Source organism: Streptomyces albus subsp. chlorinus, from assembly GCF_013302895.1.
In the GTDB taxonomy this organism is placed as follows: Bacteria; Actinomycetota; Actinomycetes; order Streptomycetales; family Streptomycetaceae; genus Streptomyces; species Streptomyces chlorinus.
This window is the reverse complement of the sequence record NZ_VJOK01000001.1, coordinates 3468393-3490266: the sequence shown is the minus strand read 5'-3', so window position 1 is coordinate 3490266 and position 21874 is coordinate 3468393. Positions and strand designations below refer to the sequence as shown.

At 74.0% G+C, this 21874-nt stretch carries 9 protein-coding genes and 1 pseudogene; 5 read left to right on the top strand and 5 right to left on the bottom strand.

Annotated elements, in window-relative coordinates:
* Nucleotides 1-124 precede the first annotated feature (124 nt).
* Nucleotides 125-1678: a sporulation protein gene (locus tag FM076_RS15485; protein ID WP_173871230.1), complete on the bottom strand. Its 1554-nt coding sequence runs from the start codon at nt 1676-1678 to the stop codon at nt 125-127.
* Nucleotides 1679-4093: 2415 nt separating this feature from the next.
* Entirely contained in the window at nt 4094-4252 is a 159-nt protein-coding gene (locus FM076_RS34980) for a hypothetical protein (protein ID WP_345945032.1), read from the bottom strand.
* An 88-nt stretch (nt 4253-4340) separates the two neighbouring features.
* Between FM076_RS34980 and FM076_RS15480 the strand changes: the two genes are divergently transcribed.
* Together FM076_RS15480 and FM076_RS15475 are read left to right on the top strand one after the other, a co-directional pair.
* Nucleotides 4341-6554 carry an asparagine synthase-related protein gene (locus tag FM076_RS15480; RefSeq protein ID WP_345945031.1) on the top strand — a complete coding sequence of 738 codons (2214 nt, stop codon included), beginning with the start codon at nt 4341-4343 and terminating at the stop codon, nt 6552-6554.
* A gap of 326 nt (nt 6555-6880) precedes the next feature.
* Entirely contained in the window at nt 6881-11200 is a 4320-nt protein-coding gene (locus tag FM076_RS15475) for a BTAD domain-containing putative transcriptional regulator (protein ID WP_345945030.1), read from the top strand.
* Between the two features lie 857 nt (nt 11201-12057).
* Here FM076_RS15475 and FM076_RS33825 read toward each other — a convergent pair.
* Together FM076_RS33825 and FM076_RS15470 are read right to left on the bottom strand one after the other, a co-directional pair.
* Nucleotides 12058-12573: pseudogene (locus FM076_RS33825) on the bottom strand (RNA polymerase sigma factor); the annotation flags it as partial.
* Nucleotides 12574-13999: 1426 nt separating this feature from the next.
* Nucleotides 14000-14869, bottom strand: coding sequence for a TetR/AcrR family transcriptional regulator (locus FM076_RS15470; RefSeq protein WP_428815156.1), 870 nt, complete (start codon nt 14867-14869; stop codon nt 14000-14002).
* Between the two features lie 820 nt (nt 14870-15689).
* On the opposite strand from FM076_RS15470, the gene FM076_RS15465 reads away from it, so the two are divergent.
* The gene (locus FM076_RS15465; protein WP_243274937.1) at nt 15690-17180 is read left to right on the top strand and encodes an FAD-dependent oxidoreductase; all 1491 of its coding nucleotides are present in this window, start codon (nt 15690-15692) and stop codon (nt 17178-17180) included.
* Nucleotides 17181-17913: 733 nt separating this feature from the next.
* The gene (locus FM076_RS15460; protein ID WP_243274936.1) at nt 17914-19716 is read left to right on the top strand and encodes an ATP-binding SpoIIE family protein phosphatase; all 1803 of its coding nucleotides are present in this window, start codon (nt 17914-17916) and stop codon (nt 19714-19716) included.
* Between the two features lie 29 nt (nt 19717-19745).
* Here FM076_RS15460 and FM076_RS15455 read toward each other — a convergent pair whose 3' ends face one another.
* A complete protein-coding gene (locus FM076_RS15455; RefSeq protein WP_173874767.1) occupies nt 19746-21104 on the bottom strand; it encodes an MFS transporter in 1359 nt (452 codons plus the stop codon).
* Between the two features lie 167 nt (nt 21105-21271).
* On the opposite strand from FM076_RS15455, the gene FM076_RS15450 reads away from it, so the two are divergent.
* The gene (locus FM076_RS15450; protein WP_173871222.1) at nt 21272-21808 is read left to right on the top strand and encodes a MarR family winged helix-turn-helix transcriptional regulator; all 537 of its coding nucleotides are present in this window, start codon (nt 21272-21274) and stop codon (nt 21806-21808) included.
* Nucleotides 21809-21874 lie beyond the last annotated feature (66 nt).

Sequence of the window (21874 nt, the reverse complement as noted above, 5' to 3'; positions counted from 1 at the left end):
CGCCCCATGTGTGCCTCGTCGTGCCGCCTCACGCCGACGTCGTCGTGCCGCCCCACACGTGTGTCAGCGCGCCGCCGCCTCACGTCCGCGCCGGCGCCCTCACGCACGCGGCGTCAGCGCCGGCTCATGCCGGGGCCATCAGCAGGGGCCGTGCCCTCTCGCGCAGCTCCGCGACGCGCGGCTCGTCCCCGTACGGTTCCAGGCGGTTGAGGAGATCGCGCACGTACTCCGTCGTCCGCGCGGAGGAGATGCGTCCCGCGACCTCCACGGCACGGGTGCCGGCGGCGCAGGCCGCGTCCAGGTTGCCCGACTCCAGTTCGGCGACCGCGGAGACGACCAGCCGCAGCCCGTGCGAGCGGACGAACTCCTCCTTCGGCTGGGAGAGCGCCTTCTCCGTGAAGCGGCGCACCTGGCGCGGCGCCTTGAGATCGCGGTAGCACTCGGCGGCGTCGGCGGCGAGCCGGTCGTAGGAGTAGAAGTCGAGCCAGGAGGGGTCGGGGTCGCCCTCGCGGGAGCGCTCCAGCCAGCTCTCGGCCGCGGCCAGTGCGGCGGCGCACGCCTGCGCGTCGTTCGCCTTCGCGTGGGCGCGGGCCTCGACGAGTTGGAAGAAGCTCATCGTCCGCGCCGTGGCCAGCCCGCGGTTGCGCTCCAGGGCGGCCTGGGCGAGGTCCACCCCTTCGTCGGCGAAGCCGCGGTAGGTGGCCTGGAGCGACATGGAGGCCAGGACGTAGCCGCCGAGCGGGACGTCGGCGGCGGCGCGGGCGAGCCGCAGTGCCTGGATGTAGTACCGCTGTGCCGCCTCCTGCTGGCCCGTGTCGAAGGCCATCCACCCGGCCAGCCGGGTCAGTTCGGCGGTCGCGCCGAAGAGGGAGCGGCCCACCTCGTCGGTGTAGGCGCCCAGCAGCAGGGGCGCGGCGTCCACGCGGAGGCACTCGGGGACCATGGACGAACGCCAGTCCCCGCCGCCGTACTTGGAGTCCCAGCGGCGGGCCTCGTCCGCGGCCTCGCGCAGCTTGGACACGTCCGTGTGCCCGACGCGCAGCGGGGTCCCGGTCCCGTCCTCCCCGCCCTGCGCCCGGTGCTTGGGCTGGCCCGCGGCGCCGTTCCCCGTGGGGTCGGCGCCGTTCCCGGTCCCGGCCCCCGCTCTGCCCGCCTCCGCTCTGGCCCCGTCGGCGGACGGGGCCACCCCCTCGAGGTATTCCACGTGGCGGGCGACCGAGCTGTCCGCCGGGGTTATGAGCCAGCGTGAGGCCGGGGTGGCGTAGGCGCTGACGGAGAACGAGCCCGCGAGGGACTGCCAGATGCTGCCGCCACCGCGCCGCCCGGCCAGGTCCAGCCGGTAGAGGTCGGTGGCCGATTTGACGGCGGCTCCGACATCGCGCGGGAAGGCGAGCCCGACCTCCGGGGTCGGGTCGGCATCCGCGAGGCCGATCTCGTGCAGCGGCACCGGACGGCCGAGCTTGCTGCCGATGGCAGCCGCGATCAAGTGGGGTGCCGCACCCTGCGGCACCATCCCCTTCGATACCCAGCGGGCCACCGACGTCTTGTCGTACCGGAGCGTGAGGCCCCTTTGAGCCCCGAGGTCGTTGACCCGTCGGGCGAGTCCGGCGTTGCTGATCCCTGCGAGGGCGAGGACGGTGCCGAGTTTCTCATTCGGCCCGCGTGACTCCCTGGACATGCGCACCCCTGACCACACCGACGACCGCCCCGCGGCTGGCGCGGGGCCCCCTCCCGTCACTGCGCACTGCGCGGCGCGGAAAGCACTGCGAACACAGCGTAGTTCGCCGCATGCCTACCGTTAAGGGGTGGCATGGCGGATGGCGGGATCTATGTCCGTACGCGTGTACGTGCGGGGGTCACGTGCCACCCTCATACTGCCCCGCTCGGAACGGCCGGAATCGTACGCGGCGCTTCCCGATCCGGGTGGTTTCACGGGGCCTCCCGCTGTGCCCCGGGCGTGTGGCCGTGCGCCCGCCCATGCGCCTGCCCGCCATGAGGAGGGAGCGTTTCCATGGGAGTCGCGTGGGTCGGCCCGCTGCCGAAGAACAGTGGGCTGGGGGACACCGCCGCCTCATTCCCCGCGGGCGGCGGTCCGGGCCGGGAGGAACGAACGCGCCTCCCGGCCCGGCCGACGTTCCGGTCGGTACAGCCCCGGCCCCGGCCTCGTCATGTCCCCGGTCCTGGCTCCGGGTTCCGGCCCCGGCTCGCCCGCCTCCGCCTCTGTCCCCCGCCTCTGCCTCTGCCTCCGCCTCCCGCCTCCCGCCGACGGTCCCGCCGGGACGTCCACAGGAGCTGCGGGCGCGCGAGTCCGACGGGACGCTCACCGCTCACCCGTCGTCTCCCCGAGTCCCACCCGACGTCGTCCGGCACCCCCTGCGCCGCCCGCCCCTCCGGCCGCCGACGCTCGGCGTTCGTTCGTCCGGCGTCGTGCCCGGCCGCACACCCCTGAGACCTCCGTCGGGCGCCCCGGGGGACGCCCGACGGGGCGCCAACCGGAATGCTGGGAAGGGCGCACCGGGCCGGTGCTCCGGGTCCTGGTGCCGGCCCGGTGCGAGACGGGCAGCCGGGGAAGTCCTCGCGGCGCAGAGGGGCCGGGGCCCGGTGCATGGAGAGGAGCACTGCCGCTGAGGGGCCGCCGCTTGTGCCCGTTGCCTTCGTGGCGCCTCCTCAAGTCGCGTGACTGACCAGGCGTTTTGTGACTGACGGGCGGGCGTCGGGAGGGCGTGCCGGGACGGGGCGGGAGCCCGTGAAGGCTCACGGGGGGACGGGAGGGGTGGTACGACGGGACGCTTCGAGGGGGGCGTCACGTTCCGCCTTGCGGGCGCCGCGGCCATTCGTCCGGTACGGCCTCGGAGCGGTCAAGCGGAATGTCGGGGTAGGGGCTCTTGCGGGGCGCGCGGCGAGTTGTCGTTCCGGTACTCGTGGAGGGTGTTGGGGCGGCTCCCCTGGTGGGGTGTCAGAGGGATTCCGGGGGTCGGGAGGGCTCCGGGGGCGGGGGACTCGGGGGGCGCCTGAAGGGCGTCGCAGGGGGTGGAATGCGGGCCCCTGGGAGGGGCGGCGGAGCGGGTCGGGAGCGGGTCGGGAGGGGTCGGAGGGGGTCGGGAGACTGGGCCCTGCGAGGGATGCCGGCAGGGTACAACTTTCGTCTGTCCACGGGCTGTTGAGCGGACGAGGGCGCGCGTGTCCGAGGGGTCGGGTGTGCTGGGCAGTCCGGGACATACCGGGCGTGGTCGGGAAGGGAGTCCCGGGGTGTTCCCTGGGCGTTATAAGGGGGTTTCCGTGCCGGCTCCGAGGCGTTCCCAGCTCTTTCGCGGGGTGTTCACGATCTGTCCCAAGGATGTTCGCGGGGGGACGGCCGCGCCTGCGTCCGTGCACCGCGCGTGCGACCGTGTCACGCGCTGGGCGTGCACGTCTTTGGCGCGTCGTTTCGAACGTCTCGGCTCACCCTCGCTGCCATCCGTACGCCGTCCGTTCCCTGTTGCGTGGCGGGGCGTCAAGACGGCCGTCCCCGTGCCGGGAGAACGCGCGAAATTTGGCCGAATGACATCGGTCGGGTGTGCGGTGCCGATGGATGAGGCCGCCGGAATATGCGCGACCCAACGGCGGTTCCACGCCATCCGCGTGGGGGCGCGACGGGGGAGCAGAGGGGAGGCGTGACCCACCGAGGTGTGCGCCCTCGTACGCCTCTCGCGCGCCACTCTCGTGGCACCATAGCCGCAACGGCAGCGGTCCCCAGGCGGCGCACACCCGCCGCTCCGGGTTCCCGCGCTCCGGCTCTCCGCGCCCCGGGTTCGCGGCGCGGAGGGCGGCGGAGTACGGCGAAGTGACGGTGAAGGCAGGCGGCGATGCGTTGGTTGGTGGGGTGGTGCAGTGCCGCGGCCGGGCCCGGCGGCCGGCGCGGCTCCGCCCGCGCCGCCCGCGGCGGCGCACGCTCCTCCGCCCGTCCGACGGGAAGCCCCGGTGCGTACGGCGACGGCATCCATGACGGCAACGGCGCGTACCCGCGCCCCTCTTACGACGGCCGCGGCCCCGGTCCCTATGGCGGCAGCTCCCACGATCCTTACGGCTCCTACGATCCATACGGCGGTGCCGCTTACGCCCCAGGGGACTCGTACGGCTCATACGGTTCGTACGGCGCGAACGGCCCGTCCCCGTCGTCCGCCTCCTCCCCGTCGTCCGCCTCCTCCCCGTCGTCCGCCTCCTCCACGGCGTCCGCCTCCTCCACGGCGTACACATCTTCCACCTCGTACACCTCTTCCACCTCGTACGACCTTGATGACTCTCTCGGTCCCCACGGCCACGCCCCCCACACCGCTCACGTCCCCGACGGGAGCGGCGGGGTGGACGGGGTGCTCCAGCCCATCGGCGCGCAGGTGCTGTGGGGGGATCCCGACCCGCTGTGGGCGGTCGGGGACTGGCGTCCCGACGAGATCCGCGTGGTCGAGGGCCAGCCGGGTCACCGGCTGGCGGTACTCGGCTGTTGCGGCGCCAGTGACGAGGAGCTGCGGCTCGGGCTGATCGCCGCACGCGGAGGAGCGTTTCGCCACCTGACCGCGTGGCCCGGCAGCTACACCGCCGTCGCCTGTGTGGGCCGCCGTCTCACCGTCACCGCCGACCTGGCCGGGGTCCGGCCCGTCTTCCATGCCCCCTGGGCGGGCGGCACCGCGTACGCGACGGCCGCCCTGCCGCTGGCCGACCTCATCGGTGCCGAACTCGACTTCGGGCACCTGGCCGCCCTGCTCGCCTGCCCCGACGCGCCCGAAGCCCTGGGCGACGGCACCCCCTACCGGGGCGTCAGCCGCGTGCCGCCGGGCCACGCGCTGATCGTGCGGGACGGGGGCAGCCGGGAGATCGCCGGGTACGAGTCGTCCGCGTCACTCGTCGTCGGCGCCCCGCCCGCCGACCCGGAGGAGGCGGTCGCGGGCGTGCGGGACGCGCTCGTGGAGGCCGTACGCGCCCGGCTCACCGCGCCCCGGCACGCGGCCGGACACGACCACGACGTACGCGATCCCGGCCCCGTCCCCGGTATGGGACCCGCCGACCGGCAGCGCGCCCGCGGCGGACCGGCGCCCGGCGTGGGCGCCGACCTGTCCGGCGGTCCCGCCTCGGGGACCCTCGCGCTGCTGGCCGCCGGGCTGCCCGGTACGCCCGGTACCGTCTTCGGCTCGGGCGCGGCGAGCGCGGGCGAGCGGCTGCTCGCCGTCACCTTCAACGACCTGACCCTCGGCGGACGGCACGGTTCCGGCGGGAACGGAGGCTCTGGCGGCTCCAGCGGACCCGGAGGTCCCGGTGGCTCCGGCGGCCACGCCGACCGCACCGACCGCGCCGGTACCGCCGACCGCGCCACGGACCACACGGCCGAACTGGAGCGGGCGCACGCCATGGCCGCCGATCCGCGGCTGCGGCACGTCGTCGTCACCGGCGACGAGAGCACGCTCCCTTACGCCGATCTGGCCGGCGGGCCCCTCACCGACGAGCCGGGGCCCTCCCTGGTCACCGCCGAACGTCACCGGTACCGCCTCTCGGCGGGCAGCGCCGACCATTTCGTGGGAACCGGCGCCCGCCAGGTCCTCGACGCGCACCCCGCCCGGCTGGCCGACCTGTTGCTCGACCGGCGCCGCCGCCACCTCGTCCGTCCCGTCGCCGCACTCGCCCGTGCCGAGGGGCAGCGCGGCGAGGGCCAGTTGGCGGGACGCTCGCTGCTGGTACCCGTCACCGTCTACCGTGCGGCACGCAGGCTGGCGCGAACGCCGTACCGGGACGGTGTCGAGGAGACGGCCGCGCTGATGCGGGACAGCGCGTTCACCGCCGCGGCCTTCGCGCCGTACCCGGAGGGCGGGGAGAGTGCGGCGGACGCCTCTGTGGCCGCGCTCACCTGGTGCCGCCCCGGCCCGGCGGCACGCTGGCTGACGGGGGAGGCGCTGGCGGAGGTGTCGCTGCGGCTGGAGGCCGCCGCCCGGTCGCGTCCCTCGGTCGAACGGCCCGGCGAGCGGCGGGCCCGCGCCGCCCTCGCCCGGTGCGCGGCCGACTACCGGGTCTTCGAACAGGCCGTGGAGATCCGCAATCAGCGGCTGCACGCCCCCTACTTCGACAACCAGGTCGTCCGCGCCGCCCGGGAGCTGCCCGAAGCGCTCCGCGTACGCCCAGGGGCGCGCGCGTCCATACTGCGCGCCGCGCTCGCCGGGGCGGGCGTCCACGACCTCCCGCCCGGCTGGGGCGCCCCCACCCAGGCCGCCCACCACGCCGCCCTCCGCGCGGGGATACGACTCGCCGCCGACCAGCTCCTCCAGCTCTTCCAGGCACCTCTGCTCGCGGAGGCCGGACTGGTCGAGGCCCGCGTCGTACGCCAGGCCGTCCAACGCGTGGCCCGGGGCGAACCCCTGCCCGTGGAAGGGATCGCGGACCTCGTCTCGATGGAACTGTGGCTCAGCCGCCTGCTGGCCCGACGCGGCACCTGCTGGACCGGGGCGGCGGCGTCCCGCCACCGGGCGGCGTCGGCCGGGGTCGCCCTGGACGCCCGCTACGAGAGGAGTTTGCCGCCGGCCGGCCGGTGATGGTCCGGCCGGTGATGGTCCGGTTGGCGACGGTCTGGCCGGTGACGGCCCGAGTGGTGACGGCCCGAGTGGTGACGGCCCGGGTGGTGACGGTTCAGCCGGTGAGGGTCGGTTGGTAGCTGGTTGGCCGGTTGCCGGTCGGTTGGCTGGTGACCGACCGGCCGACTCCGGGGTCGGTGGGCTGATGGCCGGCACCGGGTGGCACCGAAGACTGGAAACCGACCGGTCGGTACGGAGCGTCGGTCCGGTCGGCCGTGGGGCGTGTGCGGGGCGGTCCGTTCGAAAAAGCTCGGGGGTCTGTCAGGGGCTCCGGGGAGAATGGACGGGTGCGCTATCTGATCCTGGGGGCGAGCGAGGCCCGCGACGAGGCCGGACGGCCGGTACCGCTGGGCGGGCAGCGGCTGCGCGCGCTGCTCGCCGCGCTCGCGTTGCGAGCCCCCGGCCGTGCACCCGTCTCCCCGCAGACGCTCATCAGCGAAGTGTGGGCGGACACCGAGCCGGACGCCATGCCGGAGAACGCCCCGGCGGCGCTGCAGGCGTTGGTGGGCCGACTGCGCCGGGCCCTGGGCAAGGACGCCGTGGAGTCGCTGCACGGCGGCTACCGGCTGCGCGTCGATCCGGAGCGCGACGAGGTGGATCTGCTCCGCTTCGAACGCCTGGCCGCCGAGGGAGAGCACGCGCTGGAAGCGGGCGACGCGGAACGAGCCGCCACCGTGCTCCGCGAGGGCCTCGCGCTGTGGCGCGGCCCCGCACTCGCCGACCTGCCCGACCGGGCGCGGGCCGCTGCCCGCGCGGAGGCCCTGCGCCATGCGGCGCTCCACCGCCGTCTGACGGCCGACCTCGCCCTCGGCCGCGCCGAGCGGACGCTGCCGGAACTGCGCCAGCTCGCCCCCGAGAACCCGCTCGACGAGCCGTTGCAGGCCCTCTACCTACGCGCCCTGCACGAAAGCGGCCGTACGGCGGAGGCGCTGGCGGTCTACGAGTCCGTACGCAAGGGCATCGCCTCCCGCCTCGGGGCCGACCCCGGCGCCGAACTACGGGCCCTGCACGCGGAACTGCTCGCGGCGAGCGTCGCCCACGACGCGCCGGGCCACCCCGCGCGCAACGGCCCGCCCCAGGGAGCGGGAACCCGGGAGAGACGCGCCGGCGCCGTGGTACCTCCGGAGGCGAACCGGCCCCCGGCTCCTGGCACACCGCCGCTCGGAGACGCGCCGTCCGATCCGTCGCCCACCGATCCCGATCCTTCGGTCCCGGATCCCTCGGTCCCGGATCCCTCGCTCCCCGACGCTTCGGACCCTGCTCCTTCCGCGGCTGATCCCTCCGCAGCTGATCCCTCTGAGGCCGACCCTGCGACGCCCGGCCTTTCCGCGACCGGTCCTTCCGCCGGTGGCGCCGCTACGGCTGACTCGCCCGCCGCCGGCCGCTCGGCAGTCGGTACCCGGCCCGTCGGTACCCGGCCCCTCCATACCGGTCCCGTCGGTACCGGACCCCTCGGCTCCGGCCTTCCGACCACGGGCAACAACGCCCAGCCCGAGGACATCGGCGCGGGTTACCCCGGCCCCACGTTCGCGTCCCCGGGGGCCGCGCCCGCGCCACCGCCGTCCCCGCCCGGCAATCTCCGCGCCCGTCTGACCAGCTTCGTCGGACGCGAGACGGACATCGCCACCATCACCGACGACCTCGCCACCGCCCGTCTCGTCACGCTGACCGGACCCGGTGGCTCCGGGAAAACGCGGCTCGCTGAACAGGTGGCCGCCACTGTGGCGACGGCCGACCCTGCGGCGTACCCCGACGGCACCTGGCTGGTGGAACTGGCCTCCCTCGACCACCCGGCGGCCGTACCGGGCGTGGTCCTCAGCGCGCTGGGCCGCCGGGTCACCGCCCTGACGACGGCCGCCACCGAGGCGGCCCGCTCGTTGAACAGCGAGCAGGATGCCACCGCGCTGCTCATCGAGCACTTGGAGCACCGCAGTCCGCTGCTGATCCTGGACAACTGCGAGCACCTCATCCACGCGGCGGCCACCCTCGCTGAGACCCTGCTGGCGCACTGCCCCGGTCTCACGGTGCTGGCCACCAGCCGGGAGCCCCTCGGTGTGCCGGGTGAGACCGTGCGCTCGGTCGAGCCGTTGCCGCCCGCGCCCGCGCTCCGCCTCTTCGCCGACCGTGCCGCCGCCGCGCGCCCCGGGTTCCATACCAGCGAGGACCCGGAGGCCGTGGCCGAGATCTGCCGCCGCCTCGACGGACTCCCCCTCGCGATCGAACTGGCGGCCGCCCGGCTGCGGTCGCTCACCCCGCGCCAGATCGCGGACCGGCTGGACGACCGCTTCCGGCTGCTGACCAGCGGCAGCCGCACCGTACTGCCCCGCCAGCAGACCTTGCGGGCCGTCGTCGACTGGTCCTGGGATCTGCTGGACGAACGCGAACGGACCGTCGTACGCCGCCTGTCCGTATTCGCGGGCGGCTGCACTCTGTCCGCCGCCGAACACGTATGCGCGGACGAGCCGCCCGACACCGACCCCGATACCGCAGGCGGCCCCGATGCCGTAGTCGGCCCCGATACCAACGGCGGCCCCAACACCGCCCGCGGTCCCATCGCCGCCCGCTGTCCCGGTGAACACCCGCGCCCCGCCGAACCCACCCACCCCACCGGCCGCACCCGCCCTGAAGAGCCCATCCGCCCCGACGACGTGCTCGACCTGCTCTCCGCCCTCGTGGACAAGTCCATCCTCGTCGCCGACCAGCCCCCGGCGCTCACCGGCACCGGCGTGCGCTACCGCATGCTGGAGACGATCCACGACTACGCACGCGAACGCGCGGCCGAACACGAGGACGACCGGGAGGCGGCCGAGGCCCGGCACACCGCGCAGATCCTCCGCTTCGCCACCGCGGCCGAACCCCGCCTGCGCTCCGCCGAGCAGCTGTCCTGGCTGCCCCGTATCGAAGCCGACCTGGACAACATCCGCGCCGCCCTCTACCGCGCGCTCCTCGACCGGGACCGGGAGACGGTCGTGGCGCTGGTCCGTGCCGCCGGGTGGTTCTGGTGGCTGCGCAACTACCGTGACGAGGGAGCACGCTGGGTCCAGGCCGCTCTCTCGCTGCTCCCCGCCACACGTGCCGAGCGCGACGCGGAAGAGGAGTTGCTCTACCGCGAATTCCAGCTCCTGTGGTACTTCCTCCTCGCCGAACACCACACCCAGCAACTGCTCACCGACCCCCACCACCGGGCCGTCGCGCGGGAACTGATCGAGACCTTCCGCGAACCCGGCCCGGCCGCGGCGCGCTTCCCCGGCATGCTCTGGCCGTTCGCCGCCTACCTCGTCGAGGGCAGCAAGGGCGTCGCCGTCCTGATGGAGACGTCCGTCGCCAACTGCCGCCGCTACAGCGAACCCTGGGAACTGGCTCTCGCCCTGCTGTTCAGAACGCATGTCCGCATGGACGCGCCCGGCGGTCTGCACCACACCAAGGAGGACCTCCCCGAGATCAGTGCCCTGGCCGAGAGCACCGGCGACCGCTGGCTGCTGGGCCAGATGTGCGGACTCCGCGCGGAGGTCGCCCTCCAGGAAGGCCGCTACGACGACGCACGCGCCGAGTGCGAGACCGCCCTGCGCCACGCCCAGCAGCTCGGTGCCCTCACCGAGATGCCGGTGCTGCTCGCCCGCATCGCGGACATCTGGTTCCGCCGTGGCGACACGGAACAGGCCGAGCGGCTCGCCGCGCGCGCCATCGCGGACGCCGAACGCGTCGGCGTCCGCGACGCCCAGGCCCTCTCCCTGTACGTCCGCGCGGTGGCCGCCGCCGAAGCGGACGAGCCCGCGCGGGCCCGGCAGCTCTACCAGGAGGCCAGGAAGTCCTCCTCCGTCGGCACCCCGCCCGCCATGTTCGAGGTCATGCTGCGCGTCCTGGACGCCCGCATCACGGCCGGCGAGGGCGCGGCACACCTCCCCGAAGCCCTGCGCAAGATTCACGCCGCCCTGCTGACCGCGCTGGAATCAGCCATCCCGGAGCACCTCACCAGCCAGGCCCTGCTCACCGCCGGCTACGTCCTGCACCTGGCCGGCCACCACGCGCTCGCCGTCCGGTTCGCCGACGCGGCCCACGTACTGCGCGGCGACCTGCCCGCGAGCGTCCCCGAACTACGGCTCGACGGCACCATCCGCGCCTACGCGTCCGGCGCCCCGGACCCGGACCCGGCCGCGGACTCGGCCCAGGGCTCGGCCCCGGACCAGTTGACGGCCACCGAGGCTGCCGACTCCGCTCCCCCAACTGATGCCGTTCCCGGTCCCGTTCCCGCTCCCGATCACGGTTCCGGTCCCGTTCCCGCTCCCGATCACGGTTCCGTTCCCGGTCCCGCTCCCGATCACGGTTCCGCCGACGCGCCTGCTCCCGCTCCCGCCCGTGCCGAGGCCCCCGCTCCCGTCGGCGCGTCCGCTTCCGCCGCCGGACCGGTGCCCCGCGATCCGGGTGCCGCGCCGCTCACCGTCGACGAGGCGATCGCACGCCTCGACAAACTGTGCGCCCAACTCGTCGCCGAAAGCCCCGCCCCGGACGCGTCCGAACCCGGCCCGCCCGATCCGGAGGAGCCCGCTCCCGAGGGGCCCGATCCGGAGCGACTTGGTCCGGAGGGGCCCGGTACCGAGGTGGGATGACGTTTCACCACCAGCCGCACCGTGTGGCCATCGTTGGTGGAGCTGAGCACCACTTCGTCCTCCGCCACCCGCACGAAGTGCCCGTCGGCCGGGGGAAGGGGCGGCGGTGTGGGACGGGGCCTGTGGGGCGGTGCGGGCGGAGGAGCCGACACCGGGGGCGCGGGGCGCCGCACGGGCTCGTCGGGCGGTCCCGGTACGGGCTTCGGCGGTTCGGCCTCGGGCGGTGACGCCGACTCGCGCCGGGGCGGTGACGCCGACTCGCGCCGGGGCGGTGCCTCCGGCCGGGCCTTCGTCGGCGCGGGCGGCCTCTCACGGACGGGCCCGGGCCGTGGCGCCGGCTTCGGATCGCGCGGCTTGCCGGGAGGGGCGGGGGGAGCCGACGGCCGCGCCTGCGGCTTCTCGGGGGGCGCGTCGTCGCCCCCCGTCAGCGCGTACGCGAGCACAGCACCGGCCGCCGCCGCCACACCGAGCCCGATACCGACCTTCGCGGGTGTGCCGAGCCCCTCGGAGGCGGCCCCCGCGCCCGCTCCACCGGTGGCGGCACCCGCCCCACCGGCCGCCGCGGCCGCACCGCCGCCACCGATGAGCGCGGCGAACGCCTTCGCGCCACCCGCCGTACCGAACCACCCGATGATCGCCACCGGCACCAGCAGCCTGATGTGCTCGTTCAGGTCCTTGACCTCCGAGACGGCCTCGCTGCACGCGGAACACTCCTCCAGGTGCCGCGCCACCCCGCGCTCGGCGCGCATCCGCAACCCGCCCCGCGCGTAGGCGCCCAGCCGGTCCGCGAACCGCGCACACTCCCCCTCCGCCGTCAGCGCCGTGCTGACGTGCGCCTGGAGGTACGCCTGCTTGAGGTGCTCCCGTGCCCGGTGCGCCGCCGTGGCCGCCGCGCCACGCGAGGTGCCCAGGAGCAACGCCACCTCCTGCGGCTTGCTGCCCTCGACCGCCGTGTGCCACAGCAGCATCCGGTCGTACTCGGACAGGCTCTTGAACGCGCGTACCACCAGTGTGCGTTCGGCCTTCAGCATCGCCCGAACCTCGGCGCCCAGATCCAGGGTGTCCACGTCACGCGCCGCCGAGGCGGCCGCCGCCGACTGGACGAAGACGGCGAAGTCGTCCACCAGCCGTTCCCGTCGCCGCGTCCGCGCCCAGGCCGCCGCCACGTGCCGTACCGAGGCCAGCAGATAGGCGCGCACCGCCACCTGCGGCCCCTTGCCGCCCCGCACCGCCTGGAGGGTGCGCGCGAAGACCTCTCCCGTCAGGTCCTCCGCCGTGTCCGCGTCCCGGCAGCACGTACGCGCGTAACGGCGCACCGGCTCGGCGTGCCGCCGGTACAGCTCCTCGTACGCCCCGTCGTCCCCCTCCCGCATCCGTGCGACCAACTCCGTGTCGGCGGCCCCCGACGCTCCCGGCTCACCGGCCCCGGACCGCCGCCGGCCCCCCGGGCGCCGGCCACCCGGCCCGTGCTCGCCCTCGGCACGGTGCCGCCGCCCGGCCCGCCGACCCGGCCCCCACTGATTCCCGTTCCTGTCCCCGCCACCATCCCCGTCCCCGCCACCATCCCCGTCCCCGCCACCATCCCCGTGCTCGTCCTCGGCGCGGCGCTCGCCCTCGGCGCGGTGCCGGCCACCCGACGGCCGGAGCGTGGCACGGGCGCTGTGCGGACCGGCGTCCTCCTTCCGCTCCCCGGCGTCGTCACGCCGAGCGTGCGTACCTGCATGCGGACCTGCATGCGGACCTGCGTGCGGGCCCGCGTGCGGACCGACGCACTTGCCCACCTGCGTCTGCCCTGGTTCCGGGCTCCCGTGCCCGTCACCCCGCATTCGTGCACTGCTCGGACGACCCTCTGCCGTCCCGTCGGCCGGAGGCTCACCCTCTCCCGGCCCGCCGGTGGCGGGCCCGCCTTCCGCCGACCCGCTTGCCGCAGCGGTCTGGCTCTCGGAACCGTCCGGGCCCTGCCCACCTGGCCCGTGACGGCGCGGGCTCGACTCGCACGGGCCCGGCCCACCGTGGCCGACCTCCTCACCCCGGCCGACGCCACCCTGTCCCGCCTCACCCCGGTCAGCCTCACCCCGGAGCGGTCCGGCCGAGCCCTGCTCGGCCGCGGTCTCTTCGGGAGGCGTGCCGTGCCGTCCGTCCCGACCGTGTTTCCTCTGGACGTCCCTGCGCCGACGCTGTTCGGGGATCTTTTCCGAGGGGTCCTGCGCGTTCGAAGGGTCCTGCGGGTCCAAGGGGCCCTGCGGGGGAACCTGCCCGGCGGAGGCGGGAAGGTGTTCCCCGTGCTCCTGGCGCGGCTCCTCCTCGGGGCCCTGCTCGCCCCGCTGTCCGTCACCACCCATAGCTACGACTTCCGTGCACACACTGCCTACGGAACATCGCGTCAGCGTGGCACGGCGCCACCGAGGGGGGACCCGACAAGCAGACCAATCACCCCCACGGGTGAACCCCACCCGCACGTGCGGGGCAGAGCGCAACACCCACTCCGCCCCCAGGCTCGCCCTGGGCCACCAACGACGGCCCAGGGGAACCCACGACACGACGAACGAACGGGAGCACCCACGACGTCAGACCCCGGCCTCCAGCAGACGTCAGCACGACAACCACCAGCGACCGGCCCGCAACGCTCCCAGCACGCCGCTTGCTCCAGCGCGGCACGAACTCCAGCGCCCCGCACGCTCGCTCAGCGCACGCTCCCTCAGCGGCCTGCACTCCCTCAGCGGCCCGCACTTCTTCAGTGCCTGCGCTCCCTCGGTGCAAGACCTCCTCGGTGCAAGACCTCCTCAGCGCGTGAGCCCCTCAGTGCGTGCCGCGAGAGCGGAGCCCCTCCAGCAGGATGTCGAGCAGCCGGGTGGAGGCGGCGGCCTGTTGTGCCGCGTCCGGGAGCGAGGGGGCGGCCGTCGCTATCACGAGGAGCACGTCGCCCACCGTCACATCCGGCCGCAGCTCACCCGCGGCCCGTGCCCGCTCGACCAGTTGGCCGACGACCCGGAGCAGTTCCACGGCCCCCGGGTCGTCCTCCAGCCCCTCGTACCCGGAGGGAGCGGCGGTCTCGGACGGTGCGGAGTTCTCCACCAGCCGCAGCTCGGGCGGCGTGCTCCCGTCGGGGAGCCCGGCGGCTCCGGAGGGACCGGTTTCGCCGTGCTCCGTCTGCGCGGGAGCGCGCTGCGGGGGCACCCGCGGCGAGGAATCCGCCCAGCCCTCGGCGCGCAGTATGCGAGGCGGCAGCAGCCGTCCGGCGCCCGAGGCGACGGAGGTGCGCAGGAAGCGGGAGAGCGCCGACCAGGGTTCCTCCTCCTGGCCGAGCGCGGCCCGCGCCTGTTCCGTCAGCCGTGCCGTCTCCTCCTCGGCTATCCGCCTGACCAGCACGTCCTTGCTGGGGAAGCGACGGTAGACCGTACCGACGCCGACCCTGGCACGGCGGGCGACGTCTTCCATCGGGGCTCCGTAGCCCAGTTCGCCGAAGACCTCACGGGCGGCCCGCAGCACGTGCTCGAGGTTGCGCTGTGCGTCCACCCGCAGCGGCGTCGTGCGCGGCGCACCGCCCGCGGCGGTTGTGGTGGTGTTCGCGGCCGTGGCGGCGTCGGTGGTGACCTGGCTCCCCGGAACGGCGGAGACCGCCGTGGCCGCCGTGGCGGCATGAGAGCCGTGCGTACCCTGAATGCGCATCATTGTTCCCCCGGTAAATCCCTGTCTCCCCCCGGAGACCCCCGCGTCTGCGGGGTCTGGGATGCGACGCAATGGTCCACATGTCGCACCCCGCTGGGATACGAACATAGTTGAGCCCAGGTCGTGAGAGAAGAGGGCATCCGCGCACGGCCCTCACACCGATCGGATCCCGTCCTCCCCTCCCCCGCCCTCGTCTCCCCGCACGCCCCCGTCACGTCCTGGCTGACCTGCGGGGTCCCGACCCGACCGGGTTCCGGCAGCACGGGTGGCGCCCGGCGCATGCCGGTCATACGAATCGCGTGGGCTGTGGACAAACGAGGGGCTGAGGGTGCGTCATGGACGAGTGACGAAGGACACGAAGGACCCTGCGGAACCCACACGCATCCTCGTGGTCGGCGGCGGCTACGTCGGCATGTACACCGCGCTGCGGCTCCAGCGCAGACTCAAGCACCGGCTCAGCCGAGCCCCCCGCCCCTTCCCCGACGAGGGCCCTTCCGTCCAGGAACCCGGAGCCTTCCAGGGCCTCCAGGCACCCGAAGCCCTCCAGGGAGCTGGAGCCCCCCAGGTATCCGGGGCCTCCCAGCCATCCGGAGGCTCACAGGTCCCCGGACCCTCTCAGCGAGCCGGCTCCTCCTCGGAACCAGGAGCCACTGCGGCCCCACGTGCCGCCCGGGAACCGTCCTCCCCTGGGGCACTGGACTCCCCTGGGGCACTGGGCTCCTCCGGGAAGCCGGACTCCCCCCCGGCACCGGACGGCGGCGCGGGCACCGGCGCCGTGCCGGGGGAAATCACCGTCACGATCCTCGACCCCGACCCGTACATGACGTATCAGCCGTTCCTGCCGGAGGCCGCCGCCGGTTCGATCTCCCCCCGTCACGTCGTCGTCCCGCTCCGTCGCGTCCTGCCGCACTGCCAGGTCATCGTGGGCGAGGCCCGCAGCATCGACCACGAGCGCCGGGTCGCCCACATCACCACGCTGGCCACGGCCGAGGCCGACGCCGCGCGAGCCGCCCAGGCTCCTCCCGGCCGGCGCCCGGAGCCGCGCACGCTGGAACTGCCCTACACCGAACTGGTGCTGGCCCCCGGTTCCGTCTCGCGCACCCTCCCCGTACCCGGGCTCGCCGAGCACGGCATCGGTTTCAAGACCGTCGAGGAGGCCATCGGGCTCCGCAACCACGTGCTCGAACAGCTCGACATCGCCTCCTCCACCCGCGACCCGGCCGTCCGCGACGCCGCCCTCACCTTCGTGTTCGTGGGCGGTGGGTACGCGGGGGTCGAGGCGCTGGCCGAACTGGAGGACATGGCCCGCTACGCCTGCCGCTATTACCACAACATCTCGCCCGAGGACCTGCGCTTCCTCCTGGTGGAGGCCAGCGACCGCATCCTGCCCGAGGTCGGCGAGGAGATGGGCCGTTACGCACTGCGCGAGCTGCGGGCCCGCAACATCGACGTGCGTCTGGAGACCCGCCTCGACTCGTGCGAGAACCGTGTCGCCGTCCTCAGCGACGGCTCCCGTCACCCCACCCGCACTCTCGTGTGGACGGCAGGCGTCAAACCGCACCCCCTGCTGGCCCGCACCGGACTGCCTCTCAACGACCGCGGGCGGCTCAGGTGCGACGCAACCCTCCGCGTCCAGGGCACGGAGCACGCCTGGTCGGCCGGCGACGCGGCAGCCGTACCCGATCTGGCTGCACTCGCCACCGCCCAGCAGGACGCGAAACTCGCCACCGCCCAGCAGGACGCGAAGAAGGCCGAAACGGCGACGCAGACGCACACCGGGAGGTCGGACACCACGCAGTCGCACGCAGCAGCACAGACGGACGCAGCAGCACAGACGGCCGCAGCGCGGCGTATGGGCGTGCGGCGTATGGACGCGCGACGTAAAGGGGGGCGGCGTGAGGGCGTACAGCCCGTGATCGGGAGCGTCGGGGAGCCGCCGTTGTGTGCCCCCAACGCCCAGCACGCCGTACGTCAGGCGCGCCGCCTCGCCGACAACATCGTGGCGGTCCTCGACGGCCGGGAACCGACGCCCTACCGCCACTCCTACGCGGGTTCCGTGGCCTCTCTCGGACTGCACAAAGGGGTCGCGCACGTGTACGGGCGGAAGCTCAAGGGCTACCCTGCCTGGTTCATGCACCGCGCCTACCACCTCAGCCGCGTGCCGACGTTCAACCGCAAGGCCCGCGTCCTGGCCGAATGGGTGCTCTCCGGGCTCTTCAAGAGAGAGATCGTCTCGCTCGGTTCGCTGGAACATCCCCGCGCCGAGTTCGAACTGGCGGCGGGCCCCGTACGGCGTCCCGACGCGAACTGACGTATCACGGGGCGCTGGTGGCCGGCGGCGGCCGCCGACCCTCGCGGCAGCGAATGTCGGCACGGTGGGTCACACTGGGCGTGTGACCATGGGTGGGCCCGCGTCTGCGAAGAGTGATCCCTGAGCGGTCCCTGAGAGCCCGAGCGAACAACACAGCGAACCACACAAGGAATCGGACGACGTGAACTTCACGCGCTGGAGCGCCCGACTGTCCGGCACACGGCGAACCGCCGCACAGGCCGCCATAAGGGCGCGAGCGAAGTCGTCCGGAACCGGTGACCGCCGCCCGGACGTCGGCACCAGCAGCGGTGACGGCACCAGCAGCGGTGGCGGTACCCCGGGCGCGGACGGTGAGGGCGCCGAGGAGGGCGGCCCGGACACCACCCGGACCGACCTCGACCGGAACCCGCCGCACCCGCAGGAGCGCGGAACCGCTCGGGACAGCACCACATGCCAGGACAGCGGTACGGGCCGGCGCAGCACCACCGGTGGGAACAGCACCACCGGTGTGAACAGCACGACCGGTCAGGACGTACCGCACGCGCAGGACGGCAGTCACGACGCCCAAGGAAGCATCCCTGGAGGAGCCGCCGGATCCCAGGGACCGCATGCGCCGCAAGGGCGACCGGAGTCCCAGGAACGACCGGTGGCACAGGGGCAGCGGCGGGCCCGGCGGTGGCCGGGACGCCGGGAGACGGACGAAGGGCCGGTTGAGGCGTCACTCGAACCGGTCATGGACCCGTCGCACCCGGAGAACGCCACCGCCGCCACAGGGGCCACCGGTACCACAACACCCACCGCTGCCGCGCCGGCCGTGCTTCCCACGGTGCCGGGTGCACGCGGGCGCCCCCGCCCGGAGACGGACTCCGGCAGCAGAACCGGCACCAGGACCGGCAGCGGGGCTGACAGCAGGACCGGCAGCGGAGCCGACAGCGGAACCGGCACCGGAGCCGGCGGCGGTACGGGTGGTGCCCGTCCGCGCCGCCAGGGCGGCATCGACACGCTCCCCGTACGCGACCTGCTCGGCCAGGTGCCGGCGCTCGCCGCGGTCGTCCAGGGCCCGGAACACCGCATCGCGTTCGTCAACGACGCCTACACCCGTGTCTTCGGCCCCCGGCCCCTCGGTGCCGCGGCCCGCGAGGCACTGCCCGAACTGGTCGAGCTGGGCCTGCTTCCGCTGATGGACCAGGTACGGCGCAGCGGCAGGCCCCGTACGGTCAAGTCGCGCCGGGTACCGCAGCGCCAGGACACAGCGGAGGCCGCCGTGAGCCGGGCCGGCGGCCCCAGGCGACGTACCGCGCGTTACTACACCTTCACGTGCACCCCCATCACCACATCGGATGACAACGGTGTACTGATCTTCGCCGCCGACGTCACCGACCAGGTGGAGGCCGTCGAGAGACTCCGCGCCAGCGAACGCCGCCAGCGCGAGGCCGCCGTCACCCTCCAGCGCAGCCTGCTGCCCCAGGAGTTGGAGCAGCCCGACGACCTGCGGGTCGCGGCCATCTACCAGCCGGGCGGCACCGACGCCGCTGTCGGCGGCGACTGGTACGACGTCATCACCCTGGGCGCCGGCCGCACCGCGCTGGTGATCGGCGACGTGATGGGCCGCGGTGTGCGCGCCGCCGCCGTCATGGGCCAGCTCCGCACGGCCGTACGCGCCTACGCACGGCTCGACCTGCCGCCGCACGAAGTCCTGCAGCTCCTCGACGGGCTCGCCGCGGAGATCGACGCGAACCAGATCGCCACCTGCGTCTACGCGGTGCACGACCCCAACGAGGGCCGCCTCAGCTACGCCTCCGCGGGACACGTGCCCATTCTCGTACGCGAACCCGACGGCACCGTCCTGTGCGGCACCGACCACACCGGACCGCCGCTGGGCACCGGCGGCTGGCTGCACACCTCCGGCAGCCTCCCGCTGCCCCCGGGCGCGACGGCCGTCCTCTACACCGACGGACTGATCGAACGCAGGGACGCCGACATCGACGACGGCGTGACCGCGCTCGAACAGGCCCTCGCCGGTGCCACCGGCTCGCCCGACATCATGTGCGACCGCCTGCTGCGCGCCCTGGGCATCACCGAGGACCACGACGACGATGTCGCCGTTCTCGTCTGCCAGCACCCCGAGCGCACCGGGCCGGATGCCGAGCTGTTCCACAACGCCGTACTCGACCTGCTGGGCGGCACCGAAGCGGCCCCGCGCGCCCGCGCCTTCGCGTCCGGAGTGCTGGCCTCCTGGCGCTTCCCGGCGGAACTCCGCGACATGGGCGTGCTGGCCGCCAGCGAGCTGGTCGCCAACTCTCTCCAGCACGGCACCCCGCCCATGCGGCTGCGGCTGCGCCGCACCGACCGCAGGCTGATCATCGAGGTCACCGACGGCGACGAGCACCTGCCCCGCCGCAGGATCGCCGAGCCGGCCGACGAGACCGGCCGTGGCATCTCGATCGTCGCCACGATCGCCTCCGCGTGGGGCTGCCGCAGGACGCCGGGCGGTGGAAAGTCCGTCTGGTGCGAGTTCGTCCTGCCGGGCAGGTGACCGCCGGTTGCCGTGTGAGGGGGGACCCCTCACACGCCGCCGGACATCCGCACGTCCGTGCGCTCCGGGGCTGCCCCCGCGTTCCTGGCGGTCTGGCCCGCGCTGCTGGTGGTCTCGCCCGTGCCCTCGGTGGACGAGCCGCCACGGGCGACGACGACCGACCCGGGCCGGTCCGCGCGGTCGGACAGCCGCCGCCCCAGCAGCAGTGCCAGCCCGGCGACCCCGACGCAGCACAGCACCATCATCACGATGTACGCGGACCATGCCCCGGCCGCGGCGAGGGCACCGCCCACGGCGGGCCCTACGGCCAGCGCGAGCTGCTTCACCAAGGCGAAGGCCGAGTTGTACTGCCCGACGAGACGCGCGGGCGCCAGGTCGGCGACCAGCGGGGCGACGGTCGGCGACAGCATGGTCTCGCCGACACCGAACAGCGCGTAGGTCGCGATGAGCAGCGCGGTGGCCACCGCCTGCGCCCCCTGCACGAGCCCCGACGCCCCGGCAGCCAACCACGCGACCGTCCAGATCACCCCGACGAGGGCGATCACCCGGCTGCGTCGCCGCCGCTCGACGAGCCGCAGCACCACGAACTGCGCCAGCACGATCATCGCGGTGTTGGCGGCCAGAGCCGTGCCCAGGGTGGCGGTCGAGATCCGTGTGACCTCGACGGCGTACGCCGACAGGCCGGACTCGAACTGTCCGTAGCACGCGAAGAAGATCACGAACCCGAGGACGCACAGCAGCACCATCGGCCGGTCCCGCAGCAGGACGCCCCACCCGGAACCGCGCACGGCACCACTGTCCCGGCCCTCCCCGCTCATCGCCGTCTCGGCGGGCCGGCTCACCCGGACCGTCACCAGCACGGCGAGCAGCACGAGGAACATCGTCGCCTCGATGCCGAACAGCAGGGTGAAGCTGGCGGGGTCGTGCTCGTCGACGAGCAGGCCGCCCAGCAGACCGCCCACGCCGAGGCCCAGGTTGTTGAGGAAGAACTGGGTGGCGAAGGCACGCGAGCGCGAGCCGGGCGTCGAGCACCACACGATCATCGTCGCGAGCGCGGGCTGCAGTACGGCGATGCCGGCACCCATCACCGCGGAGGCGGTCAGCACGGCGGGTGCGCTGGTCGCCAGCCCGAAACACAACGCACCGGACGCCGCCGCCACGGCGCCCGCGACGACCGTCACCAGCGGCCCCCTCCGGTCGATCACGCGGCCCGTGAAGGGCAGCACGATCAGCGCGGCCGCGGCGAACACGGCGAGCACCGCACCAGCGGTGCCGTCACCGAGATCGCGCACCCGCGCGACGTACACGAAGAGGAACGGCACCGTGAAGCCGTTGCCGAACGCTGCCAGCGCGTTACCGAGCTGGATCCGCCGCAGCGCGGCGGCCATCGCCGTGGTCACACTCACCTGCCTGAATCGAGCGCCCACGAAGGGGCGAGGGGTCATGGGGAAGAGGAAGAAGCTTCGACCGGTAGACTTCGAAGCTAAAGTTCGATGCTAAAGAATACACAGAGCAAGGGTTTAGGGCGAACGCGTTGCCATGGGATACTGACCACATGCCGGACCGACAGCCGACCCTCGACGAGCAGATCGCCATCTACCAGCGGGAGTACCGCGACCTGGACCCCCAGGTGGAGAAGGTGGTCAACGCACTGAGCCGGCTGGACCGCCGGATGAACGTGGCCTACGGCCGCCAGCTGGCGACCCTCGGACTGAGCAGCCCGGAATGGGAGGTCCTCAAGGAGCTGGTCATGGCCGGCAGCCCCTACCAGCTGTGGCCCGGCACCATCGCCAAGCGCCTCGGCCTCACCCCGGCCGCCATGACCCACCGCATCGACCGCATGCTCGGCCAGGGCCTCGTCACCCGCGAACGCGACCCCGACAACCGGGTCCGCGTCATCATCGGCCTCACCGACACCGGCCGCGAGAAGTGGCTGGAGGTCATGCGCATGGCCTCCGTCTTCGAGGAGGACCTCCTCCAGGACCTCTCCACGGAAGAGCGCGCCCACCTGGGCGAGCTGCTGACCAGGCTCCTGCGCCGCGTCGAGCACGCCCAGCCGGACGCGGGCGGCCGCCTGACCGACCTCGACTGACCGACGAGGCAGGCGAGTTGACCGCGGAGCAAGTTTGAACCTCCCTCGGTTGACAGTACGACGAGT